The sequence below is a fragment of the Streptomyces sp. NPDC052687 genome, from assembly GCF_040678395.1.
GTDB lineage: Bacteria > Actinomycetota > Actinomycetes > Streptomycetales > Streptomycetaceae > Streptomyces.
Map to the genome: position 1 here is coordinate 21859 of NZ_JBFATR010000025.1, position 24786 is coordinate 46644.

At 73.8% G+C, this 24786-nt stretch carries 21 protein-coding genes; 8 read left to right on the top strand and 13 right to left on the bottom strand.

The genetic code is table 11. The annotated features are described in order from the left end of the window. Nucleotides 1-66: 66 nt before the first annotated feature. Complete coding sequence (locus AB0K92_RS20555) at nucleotides 67-2922, bottom strand: penicillin acylase family protein (RefSeq protein WP_365924788.1); 2856 nt, start codon at nucleotides 2920-2922, stop codon at nucleotides 67-69. Nucleotides 2923-3152: 230 nt separating this feature from the next. On the opposite strand from AB0K92_RS20555, the gene AB0K92_RS20560 reads away from it, so the two are divergent. Together AB0K92_RS20560 and AB0K92_RS20565 are read left to right on the top strand one after the other, a co-directional pair. Continuing rightward, the gene (locus AB0K92_RS20560) at nucleotides 3153-3755 is read left to right on the top strand and encodes a hypothetical protein (RefSeq protein ID WP_165997044.1); all 603 of its coding nucleotides are present in this window, start codon (nucleotides 3153-3155) and stop codon (nucleotides 3753-3755) included. Nucleotides 3756-3876: 121 nt separating this feature from the next. Beyond that, nucleotides 3877-4620 (top strand): 3-keto-5-aminohexanoate cleavage protein, encoded by a 744-nt coding sequence (locus tag AB0K92_RS20565; RefSeq protein ID WP_365924790.1) that lies wholly within the window; start codon nucleotides 3877-3879, stop codon nucleotides 4618-4620. Between the two features lie 739 nt (nucleotides 4621-5359). Here AB0K92_RS20565 and soxR read toward each other — a convergent pair. Continuing rightward, entirely contained in the window at nucleotides 5360-5905 is a 546-nt protein-coding gene (gene soxR / locus AB0K92_RS20570) for a redox-sensitive transcriptional activator SoxR (RefSeq protein WP_365924792.1), read from the bottom strand. 94 nt (nucleotides 5906-5999) lie between these two features. Between soxR and AB0K92_RS20575 the strand changes: the two genes are divergently transcribed. After that, entirely contained in the window at nucleotides 6000-6461 is a 462-nt protein-coding gene (locus AB0K92_RS20575; RefSeq protein ID WP_365924794.1) for a MaoC family dehydratase, read from the top strand. A 36-nt stretch (nucleotides 6462-6497) separates the two neighbouring features. Here the strand turns inward: AB0K92_RS20575 and AB0K92_RS20580 are convergent, their stop codons facing one another. From AB0K92_RS20580 to AB0K92_RS20590, 3 genes are all read right to left on the bottom strand, one after another. Beyond that, nucleotides 6498-7121, bottom strand: coding sequence for a TetR/AcrR family transcriptional regulator (locus AB0K92_RS20580; protein ID WP_165997050.1), 624 nt, complete (start codon nucleotides 7119-7121; stop codon nucleotides 6498-6500). Between the two features lie 60 nt (nucleotides 7122-7181). Then, complete coding sequence (locus tag AB0K92_RS20585) at nucleotides 7182-7418, bottom strand: YiaA/YiaB family inner membrane protein (protein ID WP_365924796.1); 237 nt, start codon at nucleotides 7416-7418, stop codon at nucleotides 7182-7184. Nucleotides 7419-7507: 89 nt separating this feature from the next. Next, nucleotides 7508-8659 carry an acyl-CoA dehydrogenase family protein gene (locus tag AB0K92_RS20590; RefSeq protein WP_365924798.1) on the bottom strand — a complete coding sequence of 384 codons (1152 nt, stop codon included), beginning with the start codon at nucleotides 8657-8659 and terminating at the stop codon, nucleotides 7508-7510. 91 nt (nucleotides 8660-8750) lie between these two features. Between AB0K92_RS20590 and AB0K92_RS20595 the strand changes: the two genes are divergently transcribed. Then, a complete protein-coding gene (locus AB0K92_RS20595) occupies nucleotides 8751-9392 on the top strand; it encodes a TetR/AcrR family transcriptional regulator (RefSeq protein ID WP_365924800.1) in 642 nt (213 codons plus the stop codon). Nucleotides 9393-9433: 41 nt separating this feature from the next. Further along, the gene (locus AB0K92_RS20600) at nucleotides 9434-10168 is read left to right on the top strand and encodes a helix-turn-helix domain-containing protein (protein ID WP_365924802.1); all 735 of its coding nucleotides are present in this window, start codon (nucleotides 9434-9436) and stop codon (nucleotides 10166-10168) included. A 321-nt stretch (nucleotides 10169-10489) separates the two neighbouring features. On the opposite strand, the gene AB0K92_RS20605 is transcribed toward AB0K92_RS20600, so the two are convergent. The 7 genes from AB0K92_RS20605 to AB0K92_RS20635 form a co-directional block, all read right to left on the bottom strand. Continuing rightward, nucleotides 10490-11575: a Zn-dependent alcohol dehydrogenase gene (locus AB0K92_RS20605; protein WP_365924804.1), complete on the bottom strand. Its 1086-nt coding sequence runs from the start codon at nucleotides 11573-11575 to the stop codon at nucleotides 10490-10492. Between the two features lie 29 nt (nucleotides 11576-11604). Continuing rightward, entirely contained in the window at nucleotides 11605-12993 is a 1389-nt protein-coding gene (locus AB0K92_RS20610; protein WP_365924806.1) for an aldehyde dehydrogenase family protein, read from the bottom strand. 618 nt (nucleotides 12994-13611) lie between these two features. Continuing rightward, the gene (locus AB0K92_RS20615) at nucleotides 13612-14859 is read right to left on the bottom strand and encodes an MFS transporter (RefSeq protein ID WP_365924808.1); all 1248 of its coding nucleotides are present in this window, start codon (nucleotides 14857-14859) and stop codon (nucleotides 13612-13614) included. Between the two features lie 57 nt (nucleotides 14860-14916). Next, nucleotides 14917-16407 (bottom strand): citrate:proton symporter, encoded by a 1491-nt coding sequence (locus tag AB0K92_RS20620; protein WP_365924810.1) that lies wholly within the window; start codon nucleotides 16405-16407, stop codon nucleotides 14917-14919. Between the two features lie 155 nt (nucleotides 16408-16562). Beyond that, nucleotides 16563-18818: a molybdopterin oxidoreductase family protein gene (locus AB0K92_RS20625; protein WP_365924812.1), complete on the bottom strand. Its 2256-nt coding sequence runs from the start codon at nucleotides 18816-18818 to the stop codon at nucleotides 16563-16565. Nucleotides 18819-18923: 105 nt separating this feature from the next. Further along, complete coding sequence (locus AB0K92_RS20630) at nucleotides 18924-19544, bottom strand: TetR/AcrR family transcriptional regulator (RefSeq protein WP_365924814.1); 621 nt, start codon at nucleotides 19542-19544, stop codon at nucleotides 18924-18926. 120 nt (nucleotides 19545-19664) lie between these two features. Further along, the gene (locus AB0K92_RS20635; protein ID WP_365924816.1) at nucleotides 19665-20291 is read right to left on the bottom strand and encodes a hypothetical protein; all 627 of its coding nucleotides are present in this window, start codon (nucleotides 20289-20291) and stop codon (nucleotides 19665-19667) included. Between the two features lie 181 nt (nucleotides 20292-20472). Here AB0K92_RS20635 and hmgA point away from each other — a divergent pair, with 181 nt between their 5' ends. From hmgA to AB0K92_RS20650, 3 genes are read left to right on the top strand one after another with little or no spacing between them, the layout of a single operon-like run. After that, complete coding sequence (gene hmgA, locus AB0K92_RS20640; RefSeq protein WP_365924818.1) at nucleotides 20473-21822, top strand: homogentisate 1,2-dioxygenase; 1350 nt, start codon at nucleotides 20473-20475, stop codon at nucleotides 21820-21822. Nucleotides 21823-21873: 51 nt separating this feature from the next. Beyond that, a complete protein-coding gene (locus tag AB0K92_RS20645; protein ID WP_165997071.1) occupies nucleotides 21874-22623 on the top strand; it encodes a GntR family transcriptional regulator in 750 nt (249 codons plus the stop codon). A gap of 52 nt (nucleotides 22624-22675) precedes the next feature. Continuing rightward, nucleotides 22676-23833: a type ISP restriction/modification enzyme gene (locus tag AB0K92_RS20650; protein WP_365924820.1), complete on the top strand. Its 1158-nt coding sequence runs from the start codon at nucleotides 22676-22678 to the stop codon at nucleotides 23831-23833. A 175-nt stretch (nucleotides 23834-24008) separates the two neighbouring features. On the opposite strand, the gene AB0K92_RS20655 is transcribed toward AB0K92_RS20650, so the two are convergent. Then, complete coding sequence (locus tag AB0K92_RS20655; protein WP_365924822.1) at nucleotides 24009-24755, bottom strand: TetR/AcrR family transcriptional regulator C-terminal domain-containing protein; 747 nt, start codon at nucleotides 24753-24755, stop codon at nucleotides 24009-24011. Between the last annotated feature and the right edge of the window lie 31 nt (nucleotides 24756-24786).

Genomic DNA, 24786 nt, shown 5'->3' on the forward strand with positions numbered 1-24786 from the left:
GAGGTCCGGCCGGCGCGGCCGGTGACGGCGGCGGGCCGGATTCGCCGGCCCGCCGCCCCGCGTGGCTCACCGGTGTGAGGTGAACTCCACGACCTGCTGGTACGTCGGCCGGTTCTGCCATCCGACCGTGCGGTGGCCGATGCCGCCCAGTTCGCGGTGGACGATCGCGTCGGCGCACCACTGGTCGCCCGCCGCGCAGTGCTCGTCGCCGGGGTAGACCTGGGCGGCGGTCCGGCCGGCCGCCTCCTTCAGGGTGGCGAGCAGGGTGTCCCGGCAGGCGGCGAGGGCGCCGCCGCCGCAGTACCGGTCCCCGAGCGGGGCCTCGACCCGGTCGCCGAGCACCGCGCGGAGGTCCTTGTCGACGTGGCTCCACCAGCCGTACTGGAAGGCGCTGCCCGCGTGGGCGCCGGTCGGGCCGTGGGCGGCGGACGGCGACTCGTCGACGGGCAGGTTCGCGGTGAACGCGCTGTACAGCTCGCCGCCGAGGCCGGGTTCGAACACGCCCTTCACCAGCAGCGGCCACCAGGCGTCCAGGATCCGGATCGCCTCCGCGTGGGCGTAGGTCTTCGAGCCCGGCGAGGTCTCCGTGCGGGTGGCGCCGGCCGACAGCCACGCCCTGAGCCGGGTGACGGCCGCCGCGGCGGCCGGGTCGGTGACCGGCGCGCTGTCGATCACCCTCAGCAGGTTCGGCAGCACCTGCTCGGCGCGCAGGTCGGTGAGGCCCGCCTCGGCCATCGTCCGCACCAGGGACGCCCGGGTCACCCCGCCGGCCCGGACCAGCCTCGCCACCCGGTCGTCGAGCAGGTCGCCGCGGTGGACGCGGCCGTTGCCCCAGGACCCGGAGGCGTAGTCGCGGGCCGGTTTGTTGTTCCAGGAAATGTAGTAGTCCTGGTCGACGGAGTGCGGGTGCTGGTCGGGCGGGGTGTACTCGGCGGTGTTGGCGGCCGGGTCCCAGCCGCGCCACTCGTGGGCGGGCCGGGCCCACACCGGGAACTCGGCGTCGACGCCGGCCGCGCGCACCGGATTGTCACCGCTGTTGTCGTACGCGGTGTGCTCGGAGTCGGCGTAGAACCAGTTGAAGGTGTAGTTGATGTGCCGCACCGCCTGCCGGAAGCTCTCGGGTCCGGTCACGTGGGACGGGTCGTTCAGCATCTGGAAGCCGATGATCGAGTCGGCCTCGTGCAGGAAGGACGAGCGCAGCGTGGTGTAGGCGACCTTCCTGCCGCCGACGGTCGCGCGGTGGGTGACGGGGCCGTACTTCGTCCGCCAGACCCGCAGGGTGTACGCGCCGGCCGCGGTGCCGTCGGCGACGGTCGGTTTCCAGGCGTTCCGCTGCTCGGCCTTCTCCATCGGGACGCAGCTGCCGCGGTAAAGGTAGTGGTGGTCGTCCTGGCACAGTTCGACGGCGTAGGTGTCGACGATGTCCTGGCCGGAGGTGGTCGCGCTCCACGCGTAGTCCTGGCCGCGGCCCAGCTGGACGTAGAAGCTGAGGCCCGCGAAGGAGGCGCCGCGGGCGCTGATGCCGGGGCCCTGGAGTTCCTGCAGCATCAGCAGCTGGGGGGCGAAGTAGCCGGTCTGCGGGCCGAACACGGCGACCGGGTGCCCGCTCGCGGTGTGCTCGCCGCTCACCACGAGGGCGTTGGACATGCCGCGCCGGGCGGAGCCGGCGGCGTGCGCGGCGGCCTCGGCGGAGGCGTCGGCGGCGCTCGGCCCGGTGGCCGCGCCGGTGCGGTCGTACACCAGCGGTTCGCGGGTCACCGAGCCCGGGTCGGGCAGGGCGCGGCCCTGCGGCGTTGCGGGCCGGACCGCGTACGGGAAGCTGCCGTCGCGGACGGTGAGGGCGGCCTCGGGGTCGTCGCGCATCCGGAAGGACTCCCAGACCTCGGTGCCGCGGGCGACGCCGTACTTCGCCTGGGCGGCGAGCAGGGAGAGCGCGTTGTTCACCTCGCCGCCGCCTCCGGAGCCGAACAGGGCGCCGATGACGGAGGCCAGGGCGACCAGGTCGGTGGGCTTGAAGCGCTCGATGGTGCCGACGTTGGTGACGGAGTCCTTGTGGCCGGTCAGGACGTACTCGCCGGGGAAGGTGCGGCCGCGGTCGGCGGCGTCGATGTAGGCGTTGATGCCGTCGACGTAGGCGTGCACGTCGGCGAGGGCCTGCCGGCCGCGCTCGCCGTGGGCGGCGACCGCGCTGTCGATCTGCGCCTGGAGGTCGGCCTCGGTGTACGGCGCGTTGCGCCAGAACTCCTGTTCCAGGCCCTGGTTGGCGGGGGCGCCGCCCGCGAACGGGGTCAGCCGGCCGCGTCCGACGTGCCGGAAGACGTCCATCAGCCACAGCCGGTCCTCGGCCGCCGCCCAGCCGGCGCCGAACTCGGTGCCGTAGCGGGTGGTGCCGGTGATGTGCGGCACGCCGGTCTTCCTGTCGCGGACGATCGTCACGTCGGTGCGGCCGGCGGGGCGGACGGTGGAGGCGACCTGGTCGGCGGGGACGCCGAAGGAGGCGTCGTGGAAGAAGGAGTTGACGGTCGCGTCGGTGAGGGCCGGGTAGCGGGCGGCCAGGTCGGCGTAGGGGCCGAGCTGGTCGTCGGAGTGCGCGGGCCGGGTGCCGAAGGCCTGGTGGAGGAGGATCTGGGCGAGGGTGGCGTTGCCGTTCTGGCCGGGCGGCAGGATGTCGGAGCACCGGCCGCCGCAGTGGTCGGCGGCGGCCGCGGAGGCGGGCGCGGGCGGGGTGAGCGGGGTCTGCCGGACGGTCGCGGGCGGCGCGGCGGCGGTGGCGGTGGCGGTGGCGGTGGCCGGGGAAACCGGGGAAAGCGGAGTCAAAAGTCCGGCAACGAGAACGCATACGGACGCGCTCTTCAGGAACCCGGGGAATCTGTGGGGAGTTCTCAGTGCGTCGAGCACGTTGCGTGAGGTGCCTCGTGGCATGGCAGCTCCTCCCGACGGGGATGGGCCGGTCGTTACCGCCGGTATCCCCGAGTTCGAAGTTGAACATGCGTCACCTTCGGGTGCCGCCGGGCCCGCTGATGGCGGCCATCGGAAATCGGATGGCCCCGGAGGGAGCCGAATCGCGTGTCGATACGTCTATTCGGCGACGTCCGTACGACGACGCCGAAGTGACCGAAGAACAGGTTCAGGTGTGACGGAGGTGCAGGGCGATGGCCGGTTTCCGGAGTCTGGCAAGACAGGTACGCGATCCCCGGTGCGACCTGGCGCTACGGCGCTACTCGCTGCGCAAGTGCCTTGAGCGGTTCGCCCCCTACGGGCATCGGGCGACCTGGGACCATCTGTGCTCCCGGGCGGGTTTCGGCCCGGAGGACCGCTCCCCCGATCCGGCGCGGCTCGTGGCCGCGCTGGAGGAACTGGAGGAGGCGCGGGCCGTGTGGCTCGCCTACGAGGTGGAGTTCGCCGAACGCCGCAGGAAGGAGAAGCACGACGGACTGCGCAGGCCGGGCAGTGTGGACGACTGGCACCGGCTGACCTGGGGCGGCTTCGGGGTCGCCTGGTGCGACGACCCCCGGGTCCACCCGCACGAGCCGCTGGCCGACGTGCTGCGGCGACTGATCGCCGCACTGGAGCGCGAACCGGGCTCGGAGTGCCCGGTGTGCGACGGGGAGCGGCTGTTCTGGAAGGACGGCCTGGACCACGAGCCCTCGTCCGGCCCGGTGTGCGCGGACTGCGGGATCCTCGTCCCGCGCCCCGTGCTCACCCCGGAGGCGCTGGCGTACGCCCGGCGCGGACGGATGCTGGTGTCGGCGTGAGGGAGTAGTCAGGGGGGTGCGTTGGGGGATGCCGCACCCCCGTTCACCGGGAGCGGTACGGCAACGGGGGAACGGGGACGACGGGAGGCCGTCGCGTCCGCGGGACTGGCACCATCGGGGGATGGTGCAGGTCTGTCTGAACGGAAGCCGCGGCGCCGCCGACGGGGCGGTGGTGCCGCTGACGCCGGAGGCGATGGCCCGGGAGGCCGCGCGGGCCGTCGCGGCGGGGGCCACGGACGTGCACGTCCACCCCAAGACGCCGTGCGGCCGGGACGCGCTGTCCCCGCGCGTGGTCGCGGTGACGCTGGAGGCGATCCGCGCGCGGGTCACGGTGCCGGTCGGGGTGACCACGGGCGCGTGGGCCGAGCCCGACCCGGCGGCCCGGCTCGCACAGGTGCGCGACTGGACCGTGCTGCCCGACCACGCCTCGGTCAACTGGCACGAGCCGGGCGCCGAGGAACTGGCCGCCGCGCTGCTGGAACGCGGGGTTGGCGTCGAGGCGGGCATCTGGTCCGGGACGGACGGAGCCGCCCGCTTCCTCCGCTCACCCCTCGCGCCTCGCGTGCTGCGCGTACTCGCGGAGATTACGGACCCGGACCCCGGCACGGCCCCACGGACCGCGCGGGCCCTCCTGTCCGCCCTCGCCGCCCGTCCCGCCCCGGACGGACCACCGATCCTCCTCCACGGCGAGAACGCCACCACCTGGCCCGTCCTGCGCCTCGCCGCCCGCCTCGGCCTCGCCACCCGCATCGGCCTGGAAGACACCCTGACCCTACCGAACGGCCAACCGGCCTCCTCCAACGAGCAGTTGGTCCGAGCGGCAGTGCGGGAATACGCCGAGGTGAGGAGGGGCGCCGGACGGTGAGGGTTGCGGCGTCCGCCGCCGGGCGGTGAGGGGCGCGACGGTCGACGCCGAGCCGTGAGGGCCCGCGACGGCCGACGCCGAGCCGTGAGGGCCCGCGACGCGACGAACGGCAAGGGGTGAGTGTGTGTCGCGACGACCGGCGAGGGGTGACGCCTGCGGCGTCCGCCGAGGAGCGGGCCCCGCGTGTCCGACGGGGAGCGGCCGTCGCCCGCCCGCCGAGCAGACGGCCGACGAGCGGCGGCGACCGACGGACGGACACCGGAGGTGGGACACCCACGGCGCCCACCGAGCGGTGACGCCCGTAGCGTCCGCCGCGACGTGTCGCCCGCGGCCTCCGCCGAGGAGCGACCCCGCGTACCCGCCGAGAAGTCGCCCGGCGAGCGATGACGACCGACGGACGGTCACCGAAGGTGATACCCATGGCGCCCACCGAGCGGTGGCCGCCTCGGCGTCCGCCAAACGGTGACGACCGCGGGCGTCACCCAGCAGCGCCCCCGCGCGCCCGCCAGAAGCCGGCCGACAAGCGGTGCGACCGTTGGGCAGTCGCCGCAGGGTGAACTCCTCGACGCCCGCCGAGACGTGTCGCCTGCGGCATCCGTCCAGCGGTGACGGCCTCGGCGCCGCCGGGCAGCGACGCCCGTGGGCCCGCGTCGAGCGGTGACGACGGACGGGCGATGGCGGCCGGCGGGCGGGTGCGGTCGGCCGACAGTGTGGTGGGCCGACGGGCGCGGTCGCTGGGCTAGCCGTGTGTGCGGGCCTCCGTCTGTTCGGTTTTCCGGGGGGTCTCGTGGTCGTTCGGGGGGCGGCGGGTACCGCGCCCGCGTGCACCCGTGCGTTCGGGGAAGAGGCGGGAGCCGGTGAGGTGTTCGCCGAAGACGTCGCCGGGGTTGGACAGGACGCAGGTGTCCAGGGACAGGCAGCCGCAGCCGATGCAGTCGGTGAGGTGGTCGCGCAGCCGGTTGAGCTGCCTGATGCGCTCGTCGAGTTCGGAGCGCCAGGCCTCGGACAGCCGGGCCCAGTCCTCGCGGGTGGGGGTGCGCTCCTCGGGGAGTTCGGCGAGGGCCTCGCGGACCGTGGCCAGCGGGATGCCGACCCGTTGCGCGGCGCGGATGAAGGCGACGCGGCGCAGGGTGTCCCGGCTGTAGCGGCGCTGGTTGCCGCTGGTGCGGCGGCTGCTGATCAGGCCCTTGGACTCGTAGAAGTGCAGGGCGGAGACGGCGGCCCCGCTGCGCGCGGAGAGCTGGCCGACGGTGAGCTCGTGGATCTTCTCTGGAATCTGGGGCACTCCTCGAACCCTACCCACGCCCGTCGTTGACAGGTGCCCCGAGGGCGACCATGCTAAGCAGTCGCTTAGAGTTTGCGACCGGGAGGCGGCGTACATGGCAGAGCCGAGGATCTTCGCAGGGCCCGACGAGCTGAGGTCGGCCGTGGGCGAGCAGCTGGGGTACACCGACTGGCTGGAGATCGACCAGAAGCGGATCGATCTCTTCGCGGAGGCCACCGGCGACCACCAGTGGATCCACGTCGACCCGGAGAAGGCCGCCGCCGGTCCGTTCGGGACGACCATCGCGCACGGCTACCTGACCCTGTCGCTGCTGCCGCTGTTCGGCCCGCAGCTGATCAAGGTCGAGGGCGTGAAGATGGGCGTCAACTACGGGACCAACAAGGTCCGCTTCCCCGCCCCGGTGCCGGTCGGCTCCCGGCTGCGCGCCACCGCGACGATCACCGGGGTCGAGGACGTGACCGGGGGTGTCCAGGTGACCGTCGCGTTCACCGTGGAGCGCGAGGGCGGCGACAAGCCGGTGTGCGTCGCCGAGTCGGTGGCCCGCTACTACCTCTGACCGCGCCCGGGGGCTATGGCCCTCACCCGCCGGGGGCTACTTGACCCCCACCATCCGCAGCACGAGGTCGGCGTAGAGCGCGCCGACCTCGTCGGGGGTCCAGGGCCCGTCGACGTTGAACCAGCGGGCGACGTCGATGCACAGCGACAGCACGGCGAGCGTGGTGCCCTTCACGTCGAGCACGTCGAACTCGCCGGAGGCCACACCGTCCTCGATGATCCGCCGCACCTCGGCGTCGCACTGGCGGCGCAGGGCGAGGATCTCCGCGCGGGCGTCCTCGCCGAGCGAGTCCAGCTCGTACTGGACGACCCGCGCGGTGGTCCGGCCGCCCGCGTGCCAGCGGACGAAGGAGCCGACCGCGTCGGCCAGTCGCTCGCGCGCGCTGCCCTCGCGGCGGGCCGCCGTGCGCAGGATGTCCAGGGCCTTCTCGTGGCCGATCCTGCTGATGCGGTGCAGCAGCTCTTCCTTGGTCTTGTAGTGGATGTAGAGCGCGGCCGGGCTCATCCCCGCGCGGCCCGCGATGTCGCGGGTCGTGGTGGCGTGGTAGCCGCGCTCGGCGAAGGCCTCCACGGCGGCGACCAGCAACCGCCGGGCCGCGTCAGGGGTGACCTCGGCCCACGGCTGCACCTCACCGCCGGCCGTCTCCTCCGCCGTACTCATCGCTCGCTCGCCCCTCTCGCCGACAGGGGCACCACCATACCGCCGAACCTGAGCGCCCGCTTAGACGCCCCGCTCGGGTCGGGTCGGGAAGCGTGCGGATTCCTGGCGGTCGCGGATGACCTTGGCGAGGGTGAAGGCGGAGGTGACGAGGTAGAGGACGGCGATCGCGAGGAAGGCGCGCACCCACGGGTCGGCGTCCAGCTGGTAGATGCCGATGGCGGTGGCCGCCATGGCGACGGCGAAGGAGGCGACGGCCTGGCCGTAGAACGCGGCCGTGTTCTGCTGCTTGTCACTCATGGGGACAAGGGTCGGCGGACGTGGCCCGCGCCACATCCGCCGGCGTACTCAGAAACGTACTCAGAGAGCGGATCCCGCGACCGCCGCGCTCAGAACGCCGAGACCCCCGTCAGCGCCCGCCCGATCAGCAGCTTCTGGATCTGGCTGGTGCCCTCGTAGAGGGTCATCACGCGGGCGTCGCGCAGGAGTTTGCCCGCCGGGTACTCGTCGATGTAGCCGTAGCCGCCGAAGACCTGGAGGGCGTTGTTCGCGGCGCGGACGGCTGCCTCGGAGGCGAAGAGCTTGGCCTTGGAGGACTCCACCGCGAACGGCAGGCCCCGGTCGATCAGGTCGGCGACCCGCCAGGTCAGCAGCCGGGCGGCGTCCACGTCGACGGCGATGTCGCTGATCAGCTCCTGGACCAGCTGGTGGTGGGCGATGGGCCGGCCGAACTGCTCGCGCTCGCCCGCGTAGCGCACCGCCGCGTCCAGCGCGGCCTGCGCGATGCCGACGCAGCCCGCCGCCACCGACATCCGGCCCTTGGCGAGGGCCGACATGGCGACCGAGAAGCCCTTGCCCTCCTCGCCCAGCATCGCGGAGGCGGGCACGCGGACGTCCTCCAGGACGAGTTCCGCGGTGGCCTGGCCGCGCAGGCCGAGCTTGCCGTGGATGGTACGGCGGGTCAGGCCGGGGGTGTCCGTGGGCACGAGGAACGCGCTGACGCCCTTGTGCCCGGGGGCGTCCGTGGAGCGGGCGAAGAGCAGGACGACATCGGCCCAGGTGCCGTTGGTGATGAACATCTTGGTGCCGTCGACGACGTAGTGGTCGCCGTCGCGCACCGCGCGGGTGGTGAGGCTGCCCGCGTCGGAGCCGGTGCCGGGCTCGGTGAGGCCGAAGCAGCCGACGAGTTCCCCGGAGGTCAGCCCGGGCAGCCAGCGCCGCTTCTGCTCCTCGCTCCCCCAGGCCGCGACGGTCTTGGCGACCAGGCCCAGGGAGACCGAGACGATGCCGCGCACGGAGGAGTCACCGCGCCCCAGCTCCTCGGTGACCAGGCAGTACGCGAGGTGGTCACCGCCCGAGCCGCCGTACTCCTCGTCGATCGTCAGCCCGAGGAAGCCGACCTCGCCGAGCTTCTTCACGATGCCCCGGTCGACCTCCTCGGCCCGGTCCCAGGCGACGGTGTTCGGGGCGATCTCGCGCGCCACGAAGTCCCGGGCGAGCTGCCGTACGGCGGTCTGTTCCTCGCTGAGCTCCAGGTTCACGGCGCGTCACCCCACACGTAGGTCATCGATTGAAAGTCGCACATTTAAATTAGCACTGCTAGTTTCCGGGTGCAGCCCTACTATGTGCGCCATGGCCCGACCGCGCAAGCCCCTCCTCAGCACCGACCGGATCGTCGCGACGGCCCGGGAACTCGTGGACACCGAGGGCCTGGCGGCCGTCTCCACCCGGCGGCTCGCCGCCGAACTCGGGGTGAGCGGGCCGTCGTTGTACAACCACTTCCGCACCAAGGACGAGATCCTGGAGGCGGTCGCGGACTCGGTGAGCGCGCAGGTCGACCTGTCGATGTTCGAGGACGGCCGGGACTGGCGGACCGCGCTGCACGACTGGGCGGTCTCCTACCGCGCCGCCCTGCGCGACCACCCCAACATCGTCCCGGTGCTCGCCCGCGGCCCCGGCCGCCGCCCCGCCGCGCTGCGGCTCGCGGACGCCGTCTACGGCGCGATGGTCGACGCCGGCTGGCCGCCCGCGCAGGCCACCTCCATCGGCGCGCTGATGCGGTACTTCATCATGGGCTCCGCGCTCGGCTCGTTCGCCGGGGGCTTCCCCGACGACGCCAGCGCCTACGACCCGGCCGACTACCCCCACCTCGGCCAGGCGCACCGCCTCGCCGAGCAGCAGGAGAAGGTGGACGAGCGGGCCTTCGAGACGGGCCTGACCGCGCTGCTGGACGGGCTGTCCCAGCAGTTCGCCCAGCTCGGGCGGTCTGTCTAGCCGCCGGCACGGTTCGGCGGCCGCCGACATGTGGCTGCCTCATGCTGGAAGGCATGACCACCAGTCACCACCGGGCGGACCACCGGGCGGCCGGGCTCGCCGCCCTCGCCGCGCTGATCGCCGACACCACGCGGGCCGCGTGCCTGCTGGCGCTGCTCGACGGGCGGGCCTGGACGGCCGGTGAGCTGGCCCGGCACGCGGGCGTCGCCCCCTCGACGCTGAGCGAACACCTGGGCAAGCTCGTCGCGGGCGGCCTGCTCGCCGAGGAACGCCAGGGGCGGCACCGGTACGTCCGGCTGGCCGGCGCCCAGGTCGCCCAGCTGCTGGAGGACCTGGTCGCCCAGCTGCCGCCGGGGACGCCGCCGCGGCCGCGCGGGCTGCGTGAGGCGGCCGCCGGGTCCGCCATGGCCCGGGGCCGCACCTGCTACGACCATCTCGCCGGGCGCCTCGGCATCGCGGTCACCGACGCGCTGGCCGCGCTGGGGCTGCTGCGCCGGGACAGCGGGTTCGCGCTCACCGACGCGGGGCTGGCCTGGTTCGCGGAGACCGGCATCCCGCTGGAGCGCGCGGGGCGGCGTCCGCTGGCCCGTGCGTGTCTCGACTGGACCGAGCGGCGTCCCCACCTCGCCGGCACGGCGGGGGCGGCGCTGTGCCGGTATGTCCTCGATGCGGGGTGGTGCGTGCGGATCGGGTCGGAGCGGGCGGTGAAGGTGACTCCGTCGGGGGAGCGGGCGCTGGCGGAGGTGCTGGGGATTCCTGTGGAGGTGCTGCGTTGAGGGGGCGGGGTGGGTGGGGCTTGTGTGTGGTGGGCCGGGTGCGGGTGGGTGGGGGCTGGTCGCGCAGTTCCCCGCGCCCCTGGGGTGGGGGTGGTGCGGGACGGTTTCCAGGCGCCGCGCCTCTAGGGGTGGGCGGGGGCTTGGGTCGTGGGACGGGTGCAGGTGGGTGGGGCTGGTCGCGCAGTTCCCCGCGCCCCTGGGGTGGGGGTTGTGCGGGAGGTTTTCAGGCGCCGTGCCTCTGAGGGGTAGGTGAGGGGCTCCCGGCCCCACGGCACCTGAAAACCGTCCCGCACCCCCCGGTCGCTGCCCCGGGTCCCGGTGCTAGAAGATGACCAGGGCTCGGCCGCCCTTGCCGGCCAGCATGTTCTCGAACGCCGCCGGGATGCCGTCCAGGGCGATCCGCTCGGTGACCAGCGCGCCCAGGTCCAGGCGGCCCTCGCGGACGTGGGCGGCGAGCACCGGCAGGTCCCGGGCCGGGTCGCTGTTGCCGTAGACGCAGCCGGAGAGGGTGCGGCCCCAGTGGAAGATCTCCAGCGCGTTGAAGGTGACCTGCTGGTCCTTGCCGCCGATGCCGACCACGGTGGTGCGGCCGCCGCGCCGGGTGGACTCCCAGGCCGCGCGGATGGTGACGGCCCGCCCCACGCACTCCACGGCGACGTCGACGCCCTGCTTGCCGGTCAGGGCGCGGATCTCGCGCGGGGTGGTGTCGGAGGCGACTACGTAGTCCGTGGCGCCGGCGGACCGGGCCAGCTCCTCCTTCTCCCGCGAGACGTCCACGGCGACGATCTTCGACGCGCCCGCGATCCGGGCGGCCTGCAGTGCGGCGAGGCCCACCCCGCCGACGCCGAACACGGCGACCGTCTCGCCCTCGCGGACCCGCGCCGAGTGGTGGACGGCGCCGTAGCCGGTGAGCACGGCGCAGCCGAGCAGGGCGGCGTCCGTGAGCGGCACGCCGTCCGGGGCGGGCAGGACGCAGTTCGCGGCCACCACGGTCTCCTCGGCGAACGCGGCCACGTTCAGACCGGGGTGCAGGTCGGTGCCGTCGTCGGCGCGGCGGGCGTGGACGGCGCCGATGCCGCCGAGGGCGTGGGCGCACAGCCACACCTCGCCGAGCGCGCAGGCGGGGCAGTCTCCGCAGGACGGCGCCCAGTTGAGGACGACGGCGTCACCGGGGGCGACCTGGGTGACGCCCTCGCCGACGGCCAGGACGGTGCCCGCGCCCTCGTGGCCGAGGACGGCCGGGAGCGGCACCCGCATCGTGCCGTTGGACAGGGACAGGTCGGAGTGGCAGACACCGGCGGCGGCGAGCCGGACCCGGACCTGCCCGGGTCCGGGGTCGGGCAGCTCGATGCCGGTGATCTCCAGCGGGGCGCCGATGGCGGGGACGACGGCGGCACGGACGGCCATGACAGTTGACTCCCTGGAAGCTGAGCGGCTCAGAACTGGAGGGACTTGGTCTGCAGGTACTCGGCCAGGCCGTGGTGGCCGAGTTCGCGGCCCACGCCCGACTGCTTGTACCCGCCGAACGGGGCCAGCGGGTTGAAGCGGCCGCCGTTGATGTCGACCTGCCCGGTCTCCATCCGGCGCGCGAAGGCGACCGCCTCGGCCTCGTCGCCCGCCCAGACCGCGCCGGCCAGCCCGTAGACCGTGCCGTTGGCGATGCGCAGGGCGTCCTCCTCGTCCTCGTAGCGCAGGATCGACAGGACCGGGCCGAAGATCTCCTCCTGGGCGATGGTCATGTCCGGGGTGACGTCGGCGAAGACGGTGGGGCTGACGTAGTAGCCGCGCTCGCGCGGGGCCTCGGGGCCGCCCGCGACCAGCCGGGCGCCCTCGGCGACGCCCTTGTGGATGTACCCGCGCACCCGTTCCTGCTGCCTCGCGTTGACCAGCGGGCCGATGCGGTCGCCGTACTTGGCGGCGGCGGTCCGGGCGAGTTCGACGGCCTCCTCGTACTGGTCGCGGTGGACCAGCATCCGGGTCCAGGCGCTGCACGTCTGGCCGGAGTTGGACATCACGTTGGCCACGCCCACGTTGACCGCGCGCGCCAGGTCGGCGCTCGGCAGGATGACATTGGCGGACTTGCCGCCCAGCTCCAGGGCGACCTTCTTGATGCCGGCCCCGGCGATGGCGGCGATCTGCCGCCCGACGGCGGTGGAGCCGGTGAAGGAGACCAGGTCGACGTCCGGGTGCTCGGCGAGCGCCTGCCCGGCGACCGGGCCGAGCCCGGTGACCAGGTTGAACACACCCGCGGGCACGCCCGCCTCGTGGACCGCCTCGGCGAACAGCTGGGCGGTGAGCGGCGTGTCCTCGGCGGGCTTCAGGACGACCGTGCAGCCCGCGGCGAGCGCGGGGGCGACCTTGGCGACGATCTGGTGCAGGGGGTAGTTCCAGGGCGTGATCGCGGCGACCACGCCGACCGGCTCCTGGAAGACGGTTGAGTTGCCGACCCTCTCCTCGAAGGCGTACGTGGCGGCCAGGTCGGCGTAGGAGCCGGCGACCGCGATCGGCGCGCCGACGTGGACGGTCTGCGACAGCTTCAGGGGCGCGCCGAGTTCGGCGGTGACCGTCTCGGCGATCTCCTCGGCCCGCGCGACCAGGCCGTCGCGCAGCGCGGCCAGCCGCGCGGCCCGCTCGGCGGGCGGGGTCGCGGCCCAGCCCGCGAGCGCGGCGCGGGCGGACCGTACGGCGTTGTCGACGTCCAGGGCGGTGCCGGCCGGGACCTGGCCGATGACCTGCTCGTCCGCCGGGTTCACGACGTCGATGACGTCCCCTCCGGCGACCGGGCGCCAGGCTCCGTCGATGTACATGCCGTCATGTGCCTTCATCGCGTTCCCTCCGGGCGGGCCTCGTCGTCGAGCCCCAAACTAGCGCCGTTAGTTTTACGGCACCAGGGGCGCCCCGCATGGCACGCCTCACCCTGCCGGGAAGCCCCGGAAGTCGACCCGCCCCTCCCGGTCGACGGCCGAGAGCACCTGCGCCGGTGCCGGCGCACGGCGCCAGAAGATCCTCCCCCACCTCGGCGACCCCGGGAAGCCCACCGCAGGTCCGGCCCACCCGGGGCAACGTCCTGCCCGGCCCTCCGCGCGCGCCCTCCGCGCGCGCCCTCACGCGTCACTACGGCGCCGAGCGCGCGGCACCGGCACCGGCACCGGCACCGGCACCGGCAGCCGAGCAAGGCCTCCCCCGCGCCCAGTGCGACCAGACAGCCCGCCACAAGCCGACCCACCCCCCGGCGGCCCCAGGACAGCATCCCGCCCAACCCTCCGCCCGCCCCCCTCACGCGTCGCTGCGGCGCCGAGCGCACGGCACCGGCACCGGCACCGGCACGGGCAGCCGAGCAAGGCCTCCCCCGCGCCCAGTGCGACCAGAGAGCCCGCCACAAGCCGACCCCCACCCCCCGGCGGCCCCAGGACAGCATCCCGCCCAACCCTCCGCCCGCCCGCTCACGCGTCGCTGTGGCGTCGGGCGCGGGGTGTGGGTGACGGGGGTGCCGGCGGTGTCGGGCGGGAATCGCTCGGCTCCGGTTTGGCCGGGGAGCGCAGGGCCACGGCCGAGGAGAGCAGGAGGAGGCCGCCGAGCATCACGAACGGCGCGGCCACGCCCGCGAGGCCGGCGACGAGGCCCGCGGTGGCGGGGGCGGCGACCTGGCCGAGGCGGTTGCCGGTCAGCCGCAGGGCCAGGGCCGTGGAGCGGGCACCCTCGGGCGCGGCCTGCACGACCGTCGTCATGGACAGCGGCTGGCCGACCCCGAGGCAGAAGCCGAGCACGGCCAGCACCACGGCCAGCGCCCACACCGGCAGCGGCAGCGCGATGCCCGCGCAGAGCGCCGCGGCCAGCAGACAGGTCACGGTGAGCAGCGCGGTCCGGCCGAGCAGCCGCAGCAGCGGGGTGAGCACCAGCCGGCAGGCGATGGTGGCCGCCGCCCGCAGGCTCAGCAGCAGGCCGATCACGGACGGGGCGATGCCCCGGTGCTCGCCCACGACCGGCAGGTAGGCGGTGAGGATGTCGGTGGCGGACAGCACGGAGAGGCTGATCAGGATGCCCGCCGGTACGCCCCGGGAGCGCAGGATGCCCCGCACGGGGACCCGGTCGCCGGCCCCCTTGCGCGCGGTGGGCGCCGTACGGCGGTGCTCTATGCGCCACAGGGAGGTGAACGCGACCGCGCCGCCCGCGCCCGCGACGAGCAGGGCGAGCGCGCTGCTCGCCGCCATGTCGTGACCGCCGATCAGCCCGCCGGCCGCGATCGGGCCGACGAGCTGGCCGAGGGAGGCGCCGATGGTGAAGTGGCCGAAGTTGCGGTCCTGTTCGTGCGGGGCGGACTGGCGGGCCACCAACGACTGTGCGCCGATGACGAAGGCGAGGTGGCCGAGGCCCATGACCCCGCTCCAGACCGCCATGGCCCACAGGGAGTCCGCAACGCCGCTGAGCGCGCAGCCGCCGGAGATCAGTACGACGCCGGCCGGCAGCAGGGGCGCGCACCGGCCGTGGTCGGTACGGCGGCCCAGCGGGACGGCGGCGAACAGCGGGAGCAGGGCGTACACGCCCGCGATGACGCCGATCGCCCGCTCGTCCGCGCCCAGCGCGAGGGCCCGGTAGGAGACGGCGGGCCGGGCCATCGACACCGCCCCCTGCGCGAAGCTGAAGGCGATGACGAGGCGGAGCAGCCAGCCGCGGTTCCCACCGGGCCTCATGATCGTTTACCTCCGGAGGAGTCGAGGGCGACGGACGACGGCCTGGCCGGCAGGCCGTCAGATGATGCCGAACAGGATGCCCGCGCCGAGGATGACCAGGCAGGTGAGGGCGGCCCACTTCACGACGAACCGGGTGTGGTCGCCGAACTCCACCTTCGCCATGCCGACCAGCACGTACACGGCCGGGACGAGCGGGCTGGACATGTGCAGCGGCTGGCCGACGAGGGAGGCGCGGGCCATCTCCAGCGGGGAGACGCCGTGCGCGGCGCCGGCCTCGGCGAGGACGGGCAGGACGCCGAAGTAGAAGCCGTCGTTCGACATGAAGTAGGTGAGCGGGAGGCTCAGCACGCCGGTGACGATGGCCATGTGGGGGCCCATGCCCTCGGGGACGACGTCGACCATCCACTTGGCCATGGCGTCGACCATGCCGGTGCCCTGCAAAACGCCGGTGAAGACGGCGGCGGCGAAGACCATGCCGGAGACGTTGAGGACGTTGTCGGCGTGGGCGGCGATACGGGCCTTCTGGTCGGCGATGCGCGGGAAGTTCACGGTGAGCGCGAGGGCGGCGCCGAGCAGGAACAGCACCGGGATCGGCAGCCACTCCATGATCATGGCGGTGAGCAGGGTGACCGTGAGCAGCGCGTTGAACCAGTACAGCCGGGGGCGCAGGGTGTCGCGGTGCGGGTCGAGGCCCTGGAAGTCGTCGTCGCCCTCGTCGGAGGCGCCGGAGCCGGTACCCGTGCCGGAGCCGGTACCGGTGCCGGAGCCGGTACCCGTGCCGGAGCCGGAGCCGTCGGCCGGCGCGGCCTTGCCCTCGGCGCCCTCGGCGCCCGCCGCGCCGCCCGCGCCCACCAGCACCGTCACCGTCTCCCTCTCCTTCTCCTTCTCCTCGACTTCCTCGGCCTCCTCGACCAGCGCCTCGTCCAGCGTGAGCACGCCGAGCCGCTTGCGCTCGCGCAGACCGAGGACGTAGGAGAGGGCGATCACGAAGAGCAGGCCGACGGCGAGGGCCGGGATCATCGGCACGAAGATGTCGCTGGCGTCCAGCTTGAGCGCGGTGGCCGCGCGGGCGGTGGGGCCGCCCCACGGCAGCGTGTTCATCACGCCGTTGGCCATGGCCGCGACGCCGGTCAGGATGACCAGGCTCATCTTCAGGCGCTTGTAGAGCGGGTACAGCGCGGAGACCGTGATCATGAAGGTGGTCGAGCCGTCGCCGTCCAGCGACACGATCGCGGCGAGCAGGGCCGTACCGACGACGATGCGCATCGGGTCGGCCTTGCAGAACTTCAGGATGCCTTTGACGATCGGGTCGAAGAGGCCGACGTCGATCATCACCCCGAAGTAGACGATCGCGAACATCAGCATCGCCGCGGTGGGGGCGAGACCGGTGACGCCGTCGATGACGTAGTCGCCCAGGTGGGCGCCCTTGCCGACGAACACACAGAAGAGTGCGGGGATCAGCACGAGCGCCGCGATCGGCGACATCTTCTTCATCATGATCAGGACCAGGAAGGTCGCGATCATGGCGAAGCCGAGGATGGTCAGCATGAGTGGATACCTAACGTTCGCCCTTGAACTCCCACCTGGGCCGGCGGTGCGTTGACGTTAGGTCCCGGTCAGCGGCGTTAACAAGACGTTGACATGCGAGCAATAAGCGCAAAACTGCTGGTCACAGCTTTGCTCAGGTCAACGCCCGAAGGGATTCAGGCCATCGGCGCGGCCGTCGGCGCGGTCACCGGCTCCACCTCGACGGGCACGCCGTTGAGGACCGCGTTGCCCGACAGCGGGTCGAGCAGGGAGCCGTCGAGGAGCTGGTTGACGTTGACGCCGGGGTCGGCGGCGGCGTGGCGCAGCCGGGTGCCGGGGCGGTCGTGGCCCCAGCCGTGCGGCAGGCTGACCACGCCCCGGCGCACCTCGTCGGTGACCTCCGCCCGCGCGGTCACCGCTCCCCCGGCCCCCTTGATCCGCACGGGTGCCCCGTCGCGCACGCCGAGCCGTTCGGCGTCGTCGGGGTGGATGTGCAGGGTGCAGCGGTTGGTGCCGCCGGTCAGGGCGGGGATGTTGTGCATCCAGGAGTTGTTGGACCGCAGATGGCGGCGGCCGACCAGGACCAGCCCGGCGGGGCGTTCGGCCATGGCCCGCTCGAGCCGGGGCAGGTCGGCGGCGATCGGGCCGGGCAGCAGCTCCACCTTGCCGCTACGGGTCTTCAGCGGCTGCGGCAGGCGCGGGCGCAGCGGGCCGAGGTCGATGCCGTGCGGGTGGGCGAGCAGCTTCCGCAGGCTCAGCCCGTCCTCGCGGGCGCCGAAGCCGTCGCCGTAGGGGCCGAGGCGCAGCATCAGGTCGAGCCGCCGCTCGGGGCCGTTCTCGCCGGTGAGCTGTGCGGCCAGCTCGCGCGGGTCGCGGCCGTGGACGGGAGAGTGCGGGTCCTGGACCGCCTTGCCGAGGGTCTGGTCGACGACCATGGCGTCGACGGCCGACGGGTCGGCGCCCCGCATGCCGCTCGCCGCCAGGACCAGCCGGGCCAGGATCTCCGTCTCCGCCATCCGGCCGGGCTCCAGCGGTACGGCGGGGCGGGTGTAGCGGACCTGGTTGCGGATGGCGAGGGTGTTGAAGGCGAAGTCGTGGTGCGGGCTCTGCGCGGGCGGGGGCGGCGGCAGGACGACGTCGGCGTGGCGGGAGGTCTCGTTGAGGTAGGGGTCGACGCTGACCATGAAGTCGAGCGAGGCGAGGGCCTTGTCGAGGCGGTCGCCGTCGGGGGCGGAGAGCACGGGGTTGGCGGCGACGGCGATGAGGGCGCGGATCGGGGCGCCGTCCTCGGTGGCGGTGTCGATCTCCTCGGCGAGGGCGGAGATCGGCAACTCGCCCTTCGCCTCGGGGTGTCTGCTCACGCGGGAGTGCCAGCGGCCGAGTGCGAAGCCCTTGCCGGGTCCGGCCGGGCGGGGCGTCTTGTCGGTGGCGGCCTGCGGGAAGAGGGCGCCGCCGGGGCGGTCCAGGTTGCCGGTGAGGATGGTGAGGATGTCGACGAGCCAGCTGGCGAGCGTGCCGTGCGGGACGGTGCAGCTGCCGATGCGGCCGTAGACGGCGGCGGTGGGGGCGGCGGCCAGCTCGCGGGCGAGGACGCGCGGCACGTCGGCGTCGACGTCGCAGGCCTCGGCGACGGCTTCGGGGGTGAAGTGGCGCAGTGCGTGGCGGAGTTCGTCGAGGCCGTGCAGGTGGGGGGCGAGGTCGCCGACGTCGACGAGGTCTTCCTCGAACAGGACGTGGGCGGTGGCCGCGAGGAGCAGCGCGTCGGTGCCGGGCCGGACGGCGATGTGCCGGTCGGCAAGCCGGGCGGTGCGGGTGCGGCGCGGGTCGATGACGGTGAGGGTGCCGCCGCGCGCCTTGAGGGCCTTGAGGCGGCCGGGGAAGTCGGGGGCGGTGCACAGGCTGCCGTTGGACTCGAGCGGGTTGGCGCCGATCAGCAGCAGGTGGTCCGTGTGGTCGAGGTCGGGTACGGGGATGGCGTTCGCGTCGCCGTAGAGCAGTCCGCTGGAGACGTGCTTGGGCATCTGGTCGACCGTGGAGGCGGTGAACAGGCTGCGGGTGCCGAGCGCGCCGATCAGGACGGGCGGGTAGAGGGCGCCGGCCATGGTGTGCACGTTGGGGTTGCCGAGGACGACGCCCACGGCGTGCGGGCCGTACCGTTCGGCGACGGGCCGGATGCCCGCGGCGACCGCGGCGAAGGCCTCCTCCCAGGTCGCCTCGCGCAGTTCGCCGCCGCGGCGCACGAGCGGGGCGCGCAGCCGGTCGGGGTCGGCGTCGACGGCGCCGAAGGAGGCGCCCTTGGGGCAGATGAAGCCCCGGCTGAAGACGTCGTCGCGGTCACCGCGGGCGCCGGTGACCGTGGTGCCCTCGATGGTGAGGGTCAGCCCGCAGGTGGCCTCGCACAGGGGGCAGATACGCAGAGCGGTGCGGGACACGGGTCCTCCCGGGGTCTGGCGGCTACGGCGGCGCGCACGTGCGGTGAGCATACCGACCGGTAGGCATGGAGGGGAGGGTTCTGGCGCGGTCGCCCTGCGAGGGCGTCAGTCGAGGACCCGCCGCAGATAGCAGCGCAGCATCTCCCGCATCTCGGCGATGATGCGCTCGTCGCCCTGCGGGTTGACCCGGAAGGCCAGCTGGACGAGGGTGTCCGCGGTCTCCACGGCAATGAGGAAGGTCCGGCGCAGGTCCTCGTCGGTGCCGCCGCGTCCGAGGAAGCCGGCGAGCAGGCCGGTGAGCCGGTCGGCGACCCGGTGGTTGGGCTCGCCCTGCCGGGCGCCGACGGGGATCTGGTTGCCGAAGTCGACGAGGGAGAAGCCGGGCGCGGTGCGCTTCATGGCCAGGTACTCGTCGAGCACGGCGTCCATGGCGGCGCGCCAGTCCCCGGGCCGGGCGTTCTTCAGCCGCCCGGTGACCCGCTCGGCGTACCGGTCCAGGTTGCGCTGTGCGAGGGCGTCCGCCATCTGCCGTTTGTTGCCGAAGAAGCGGTAGACCGAGCCGATCGGGACACCGGCGCGCTGGGCGACGGCCCGGGTGCTGAGCGCGTCGTAGCCGACCTCGTCGAGGAGGTCGGCGCAGGCGTCGAGGATCCTGGTGAGCCGTTCGGCACTGCGGCGCTGAACGGGCGCGCGGCGGAGCGTGGTCGCATGGGGCACGGGCTTCATGATGCCTCTCCGTGGCGGTCCGGTGAACCTCACCCCCAGTACGTCCCCGGCCCCCTCCCGCACTCACCGGCCCCCTCCCGCACTCACCGGCCCCCGCCCCGCCTCCCGCCGCGGCCGGCCTCAGTCCCCGGCACCGCCACCGGCGGCCTCACTGTCACCGCTACCGCCACCGCTCCCGGCACCGGCATCGCCACCGCCACCGCTTCCGGTGGCACCCCCACCGGAAGCCGCCCCGCGCGACACCTCCGCCTCCGACACGGTGATGTCCGCCGTGGCCTCGACCGGTTCGCCGTCCACCGACCAGACGGTGCCGTCGTCGGCGTGCAGCCGGGCGGTGACGTGATGGGTGCCGCGCGGCACGAGCCGGCCGGGCAGCCGGTACTCGGGGGTGCGCAGCTCGGTGACGAAGCGGCCGTCGACGTGGAGCCGTACGGTGCCGCGCCCGGCCACCGCCTTCTGCGGCGCCCCGGCGGGCGAGAGGCGGAAGCCGCGCAGGGACAGCCGGACCCGCCAGCCGTCCCCCGCCCGGTCGGGCTGCACCTCGATGCCCACCTCGGGGGCGTACTCCTCGTCCACCTGCCGGTAGGGGTGTCCGTTCTCGTCCCGGTCCTCCAGCACCCGGCCCACGGGGGCGGGCGTCCCGCCGTCCGTGCGTTCCTCCGCCTCACCGGTGCCGCAGCCCACGGATCCGGCCATCACGAGGACACAGACCGCGAGCGCGGCGGGTAATCCACGCGTCCACGACATGCGGGCGAGCGTAGAACACGGGTACGAGTCCGCGGATCCGCCTGGAGTCGGGTCCGGGTCGTCCTCAGGTAGTCCGCCGAGAGGAGGTCGCGCGGACCTCTTGCGCCGGAGCAAACGCAATCCTACGGTGAGGCATAGGAATCAGCGGGCAGTACATCACCGGGCACAGGGAGCATGGATCATGAGCGTTGGGGGCACCGCTCGCGCGAGCGAGTCCGAGCGTGAGGGACGGCGCAAGACCGCCGAAGGGCTGGCCTACCTCTCCGGGTTCGGCAACGAGCACAGCTCCGAGGCGATCCCGGGCGCCCTGCCCGAGGGCCGCAACTCGCCGCAGCGCGCCCCGCTGGGGCTGTACGCGGAGCAGCTGAGCGGTACGGCGTTCACCGAGCCCCGGGCGCACAACCGCCGCTCGTGGCTCTACCGGATCCGCCCGTCGGCCGCGCACCCGGCGTTCACCCGCACCGGCAACGGCGCGCTCCGCACGGCCCCGTTCAACCAGACCGTCCCCGACCCCAACCGCCTGCGCTGGAACCCGCTGCCGGACCCGGACCCCGGCACGGACTTCCTGGCCGGTCTGTGGACCCTCGGCGGCAACGGTGACGTGACCCAGCGCACCGGCATGGCCGTGCACCTCTACCACGCCAACGCCTCCATGGACCGTGTCTTCAGCGACGCCGACGGCGAGCTGCTGATCGTCCCGGAGCGCGGCGGCCTGCTGCTGCGCACCGAGTTCGGCCTGCTCCACGCGGAGCCCGGCCATGTGGCGCTGATCCCGCGCGGGGTCCGCTTCCGCGTCGAGCTGCTGGACGAGACCGCGCGCGGCTACGTCTGCGAGAACTACGGCGCCCCGTTCCGCCTGCCCGACCTCGGCCCGATCGGCGCCAACGGGCTCGCCAACCCCCGTGACTTCCGGGCGCCGGTCGCCGCGTACGAGGACGTCGAGGGCCCGGTGGAGGTGGTCAACAAGTTCTGCGGCAACCTCTGGACGGCCACCTACGACCACTCCCCGCTGGACGTGGTCGCCTGGCACGGCAACTACGTGCCGTACGTCTACGACCTGCGCCGCTTCAACGTCATCGGCACCATCTCCTACGACCACCCGGACCCGTCGATCTTCACGGTGCTGACCTCGCCCACGGACACCCCGGGCCTGGCCGGCGTCGACTTCGTCGTGTTCGCCCCGCGCTGGCTGGTCGGCGAGGACACCTTCCGCCCGCCGTACTTCCACCGCAACGTGATGAGCGAGTACATGGGCCTGATCGAGGGCGCCTACGACGCCAAGGCCGAGGGCTTCGTGCCGGGCGGCGGCTCGCTGCACAACATGATGTCGGCGCACGGCCCGGACCGGGAGACCTTCGACAAGGCGAGCGCGGCCGAGCTGCGGCCGCAGAAGCTCGACGACGGCCTGGCGTTCATGTTCGAGACCCGCTGGCCGGTGACGCTCACCCCGCACGCCGCCCGCGCCGAGCACCTCCAGCCGGCGTACGACGACATCTGGCACGGCCTGGAGCGGCACTTCCGCGCACCGTGACCCGGGCGCACCGGTTGCACTGACGAATCCGCACCAGGTACGGATGGCCCCGTGACCTCCTTCGCCCCCGACTCCATCGTCCTGAACCGCAAGCTGCCGCTCTGGTACCAGGTGTCGCAGTCGCTGCGCGCCTCGATACTCGGCCGCTCGCCCCGGGACCCGCTGCGGCTGCCCACGGAAGAACAGCTCGCCGGGCACTACGGCGTGAGCGTGCTGACCATGCGGCAGGCGCTGAAGGAGCTGGAGGACGAGGGGCTCATCACCCGCCATCGCCGGCGCGGCACGTTCATCGAGCCCAGCGCCCGCCGGGGTTCACCGGTGCGGCTGCTGGGCTCGGTGGACGCGATCGTGGCCCAGCAGTCCGGTATGACGACACGGCTGCTGGAGCACGGGCGCGCCCCCGTGCCCGCCGAGGTCGCCGACCACTTCCCGGACCTTTCGGAGGCGGCCACGTACCACCGGCTGCGCAGCGACGCGGAGACCGGCGAGCCGACCAACCACGCCCGCAACTGGGTCCGCCCCGAACTGGCCGACCGGATCGACCTGGACGACCTGGTGCGCTGGCCGATGACCAAGGTGCTGCGGGACGTGGTCGGCGCCGGTATCAGCCGTATCACGGACACCGTGGAGGCCCGCCTCGCCGACCCGGAGACGGCCCGGCTCCTGGAGGTGCCGCTGCTCAGCCCGATCCTGCACTACACGGGCGTCACCTACGACGACGACGGCCGGGTCCTCGACGTCGCCGTCATCCACTACCGCGGCGACCGCTTCTCCTTCACGGTCACGCTCGACGCCACCTGAGCACCGGTTCTCCTCCACGGGCCCGCTCGACGCCACCTGACCCCGTCGTACGATGCCCGGCGTGACGTACGAGGACGCTCCGCTGCTGGCCGACCTCATGCCGTGGTCCGTCGCACCCCCGCGGATCGGCCGCGCGTGGCCGGCGGCTCCCGACCCCGGCTCGCTCAAGGCCCGCTGGGACGCCTTCGTGAAGGCCGACGGCGCCGGCCGGGAAGCGCTGCTGGAGCCGACCCGCGCCCGCACCCTGCGCACCGCGGTCGGCCGGCTGCCCGGCCAGTCCACCGGCACCGAACGCCTGCTGCGCGCCTCGGGCCCCTGCCCGGAGCCGGTCCGCGTTTTGCGCGCCCCCTTCGACGAGCAGTGGCTGATCCCGGACCACCGGCTCATCGACGCCGCCCGCCCGGAGCTGTGGCGGGTGGCCGACGCGCACCAGGTGTTCGCCGTGGAGAACCCCGACGACCCGGCACTCCCGCTGCTGGCGACCTCCTTCCTCCCGCTGCCGCGCTCCGGCCGCGTCCGCCCCCTCCACCGCCGCCCCGGCGGCACCGAACCCAACCTGGCCCCCGGCCTCCTGGACCACCTGGCCGACCGCCTGGGACGGCCGGTCGAGCCGCGGGACGTCCTCGCCTGGGCGCTGGCGACCGCCGGCCCCGGTCTCGCCGTCCCGCTCACCCGGGATCCCGAGGAATGGGCGGAGGGGCTGGCGCTGGGCCACCGGCTGCTGTGGCTGTTGCGCCGCGACGGCGAGCGCCCCAGACTCCCGGGCGGGCGCCGCCCGTATGTCCGCGCCCCGCTGCCCGCCCGCCCTCTCACCCTCGTCTACGACCGCGAGGAGGAAGCGCTCTTTCTCGACGAGGGCCGTATCTCGCCGGTGCCGCCCGAGGCCTGGGACTTCGAGACGGGCGGGTTCCGGGTGCTGGAGCAGTGGTTCGCCGCCCGCACCGCCGAGGCGGCGCCCGGCACCCTGGCGGCGATCCGCCCGGCGGCCTGGCCGCAGACCTGGACGTCCGAACTCCTGGAGCTGATCACCGTCCTCGCCCTGCTCGCGGAACTGCGCCCGCTGCGCGAACGCCTGACGGTGCGTCACCCCGTCACGGCGACGGACCTGCGCACGGCGGGCGTGCTCCCGGCCCCGGACACGGCCCGCCGGCCGGCCTCGGTCCTGAACGAACCCGAGGAGGGACCCGAGGGGCAACTGGCCCTGATCTAGGGGGTGTCCGCGAAGTCGCGTCGTCCGCCCGGAGGGCGGGTCCCGCGGCGTCTGGTGCGTGCTCTCGGCGTGCCGGGCGGACGCCCGCGTACCGGTCGTACCCGGGTGTTCGCCCGGGTGTGGCGAGAGGGCGTGCCAGGCGTCGCGGGACAGCCGCGACTTCGCGGACACCCCCTCAGGGGGTGTCCGACGCGTCTCCGCCCGCCCGGCGCAGGTCGGGGTCGAAGGCGTCCAGCACGCGTTCGAGTGCCCGCCGGAACACCGCCTCAAGATCGACCGGCCCGCTCGCCTCCCGGAAGGCCGCGGCCAGGCGCGGGTAGGCGCCGCCGGCCACCTGGCTGCCGAGGTAGGCCATGCGGACCGCGTTCTCCTCCTCCGCCGACCAGGGCATGGACCGGGTGCGCTCGGCGGTGGCGATCTCGTTCGCGGCGTACGTCGTGACGACGCCGTTGACGAGGGCGACCAGCTCCATCTTGGTGCCGTAGGGGACGTCCAGCGGCTCCAGGCAGGCCAGGCAGTGCTCCAGGTAGCGCAGGGTGTGGGGGCTGAAGCCGTACACCCCCGGCATCAGGCGCGGCACCCAGGTGTGGCGGCGCATGATGGCGCGCGTCTCCTGCGCGTTGCGGAGCATGTCGGCCCGCCAGTCGCCCGAGGGCTCGCCGATCTCGTGCTCGGCGCCGACGGCGTCCACCATCAGCTCGTACAGGTCCTCCTTGCGGGGGACGTAGTTGTAGAGCGACATCGTGCCGCAGCCCAGCTCGGCGGCCACCCGCCGCATCGACACCGCGTCCAGCCCTTCCGCGTCGGCGATGCGGACGGCCGCCGCCGCGATGTCGGCACGGGTGTACGCGGGCCTCGGCCCACGCCCCGTCCGCTCGGGGCGCGCCCAGATCACATGGGGTTCGGCCGCTCGGCCCGCCATCGGTCATCACCTCGCCCACCATCGTAGTTAC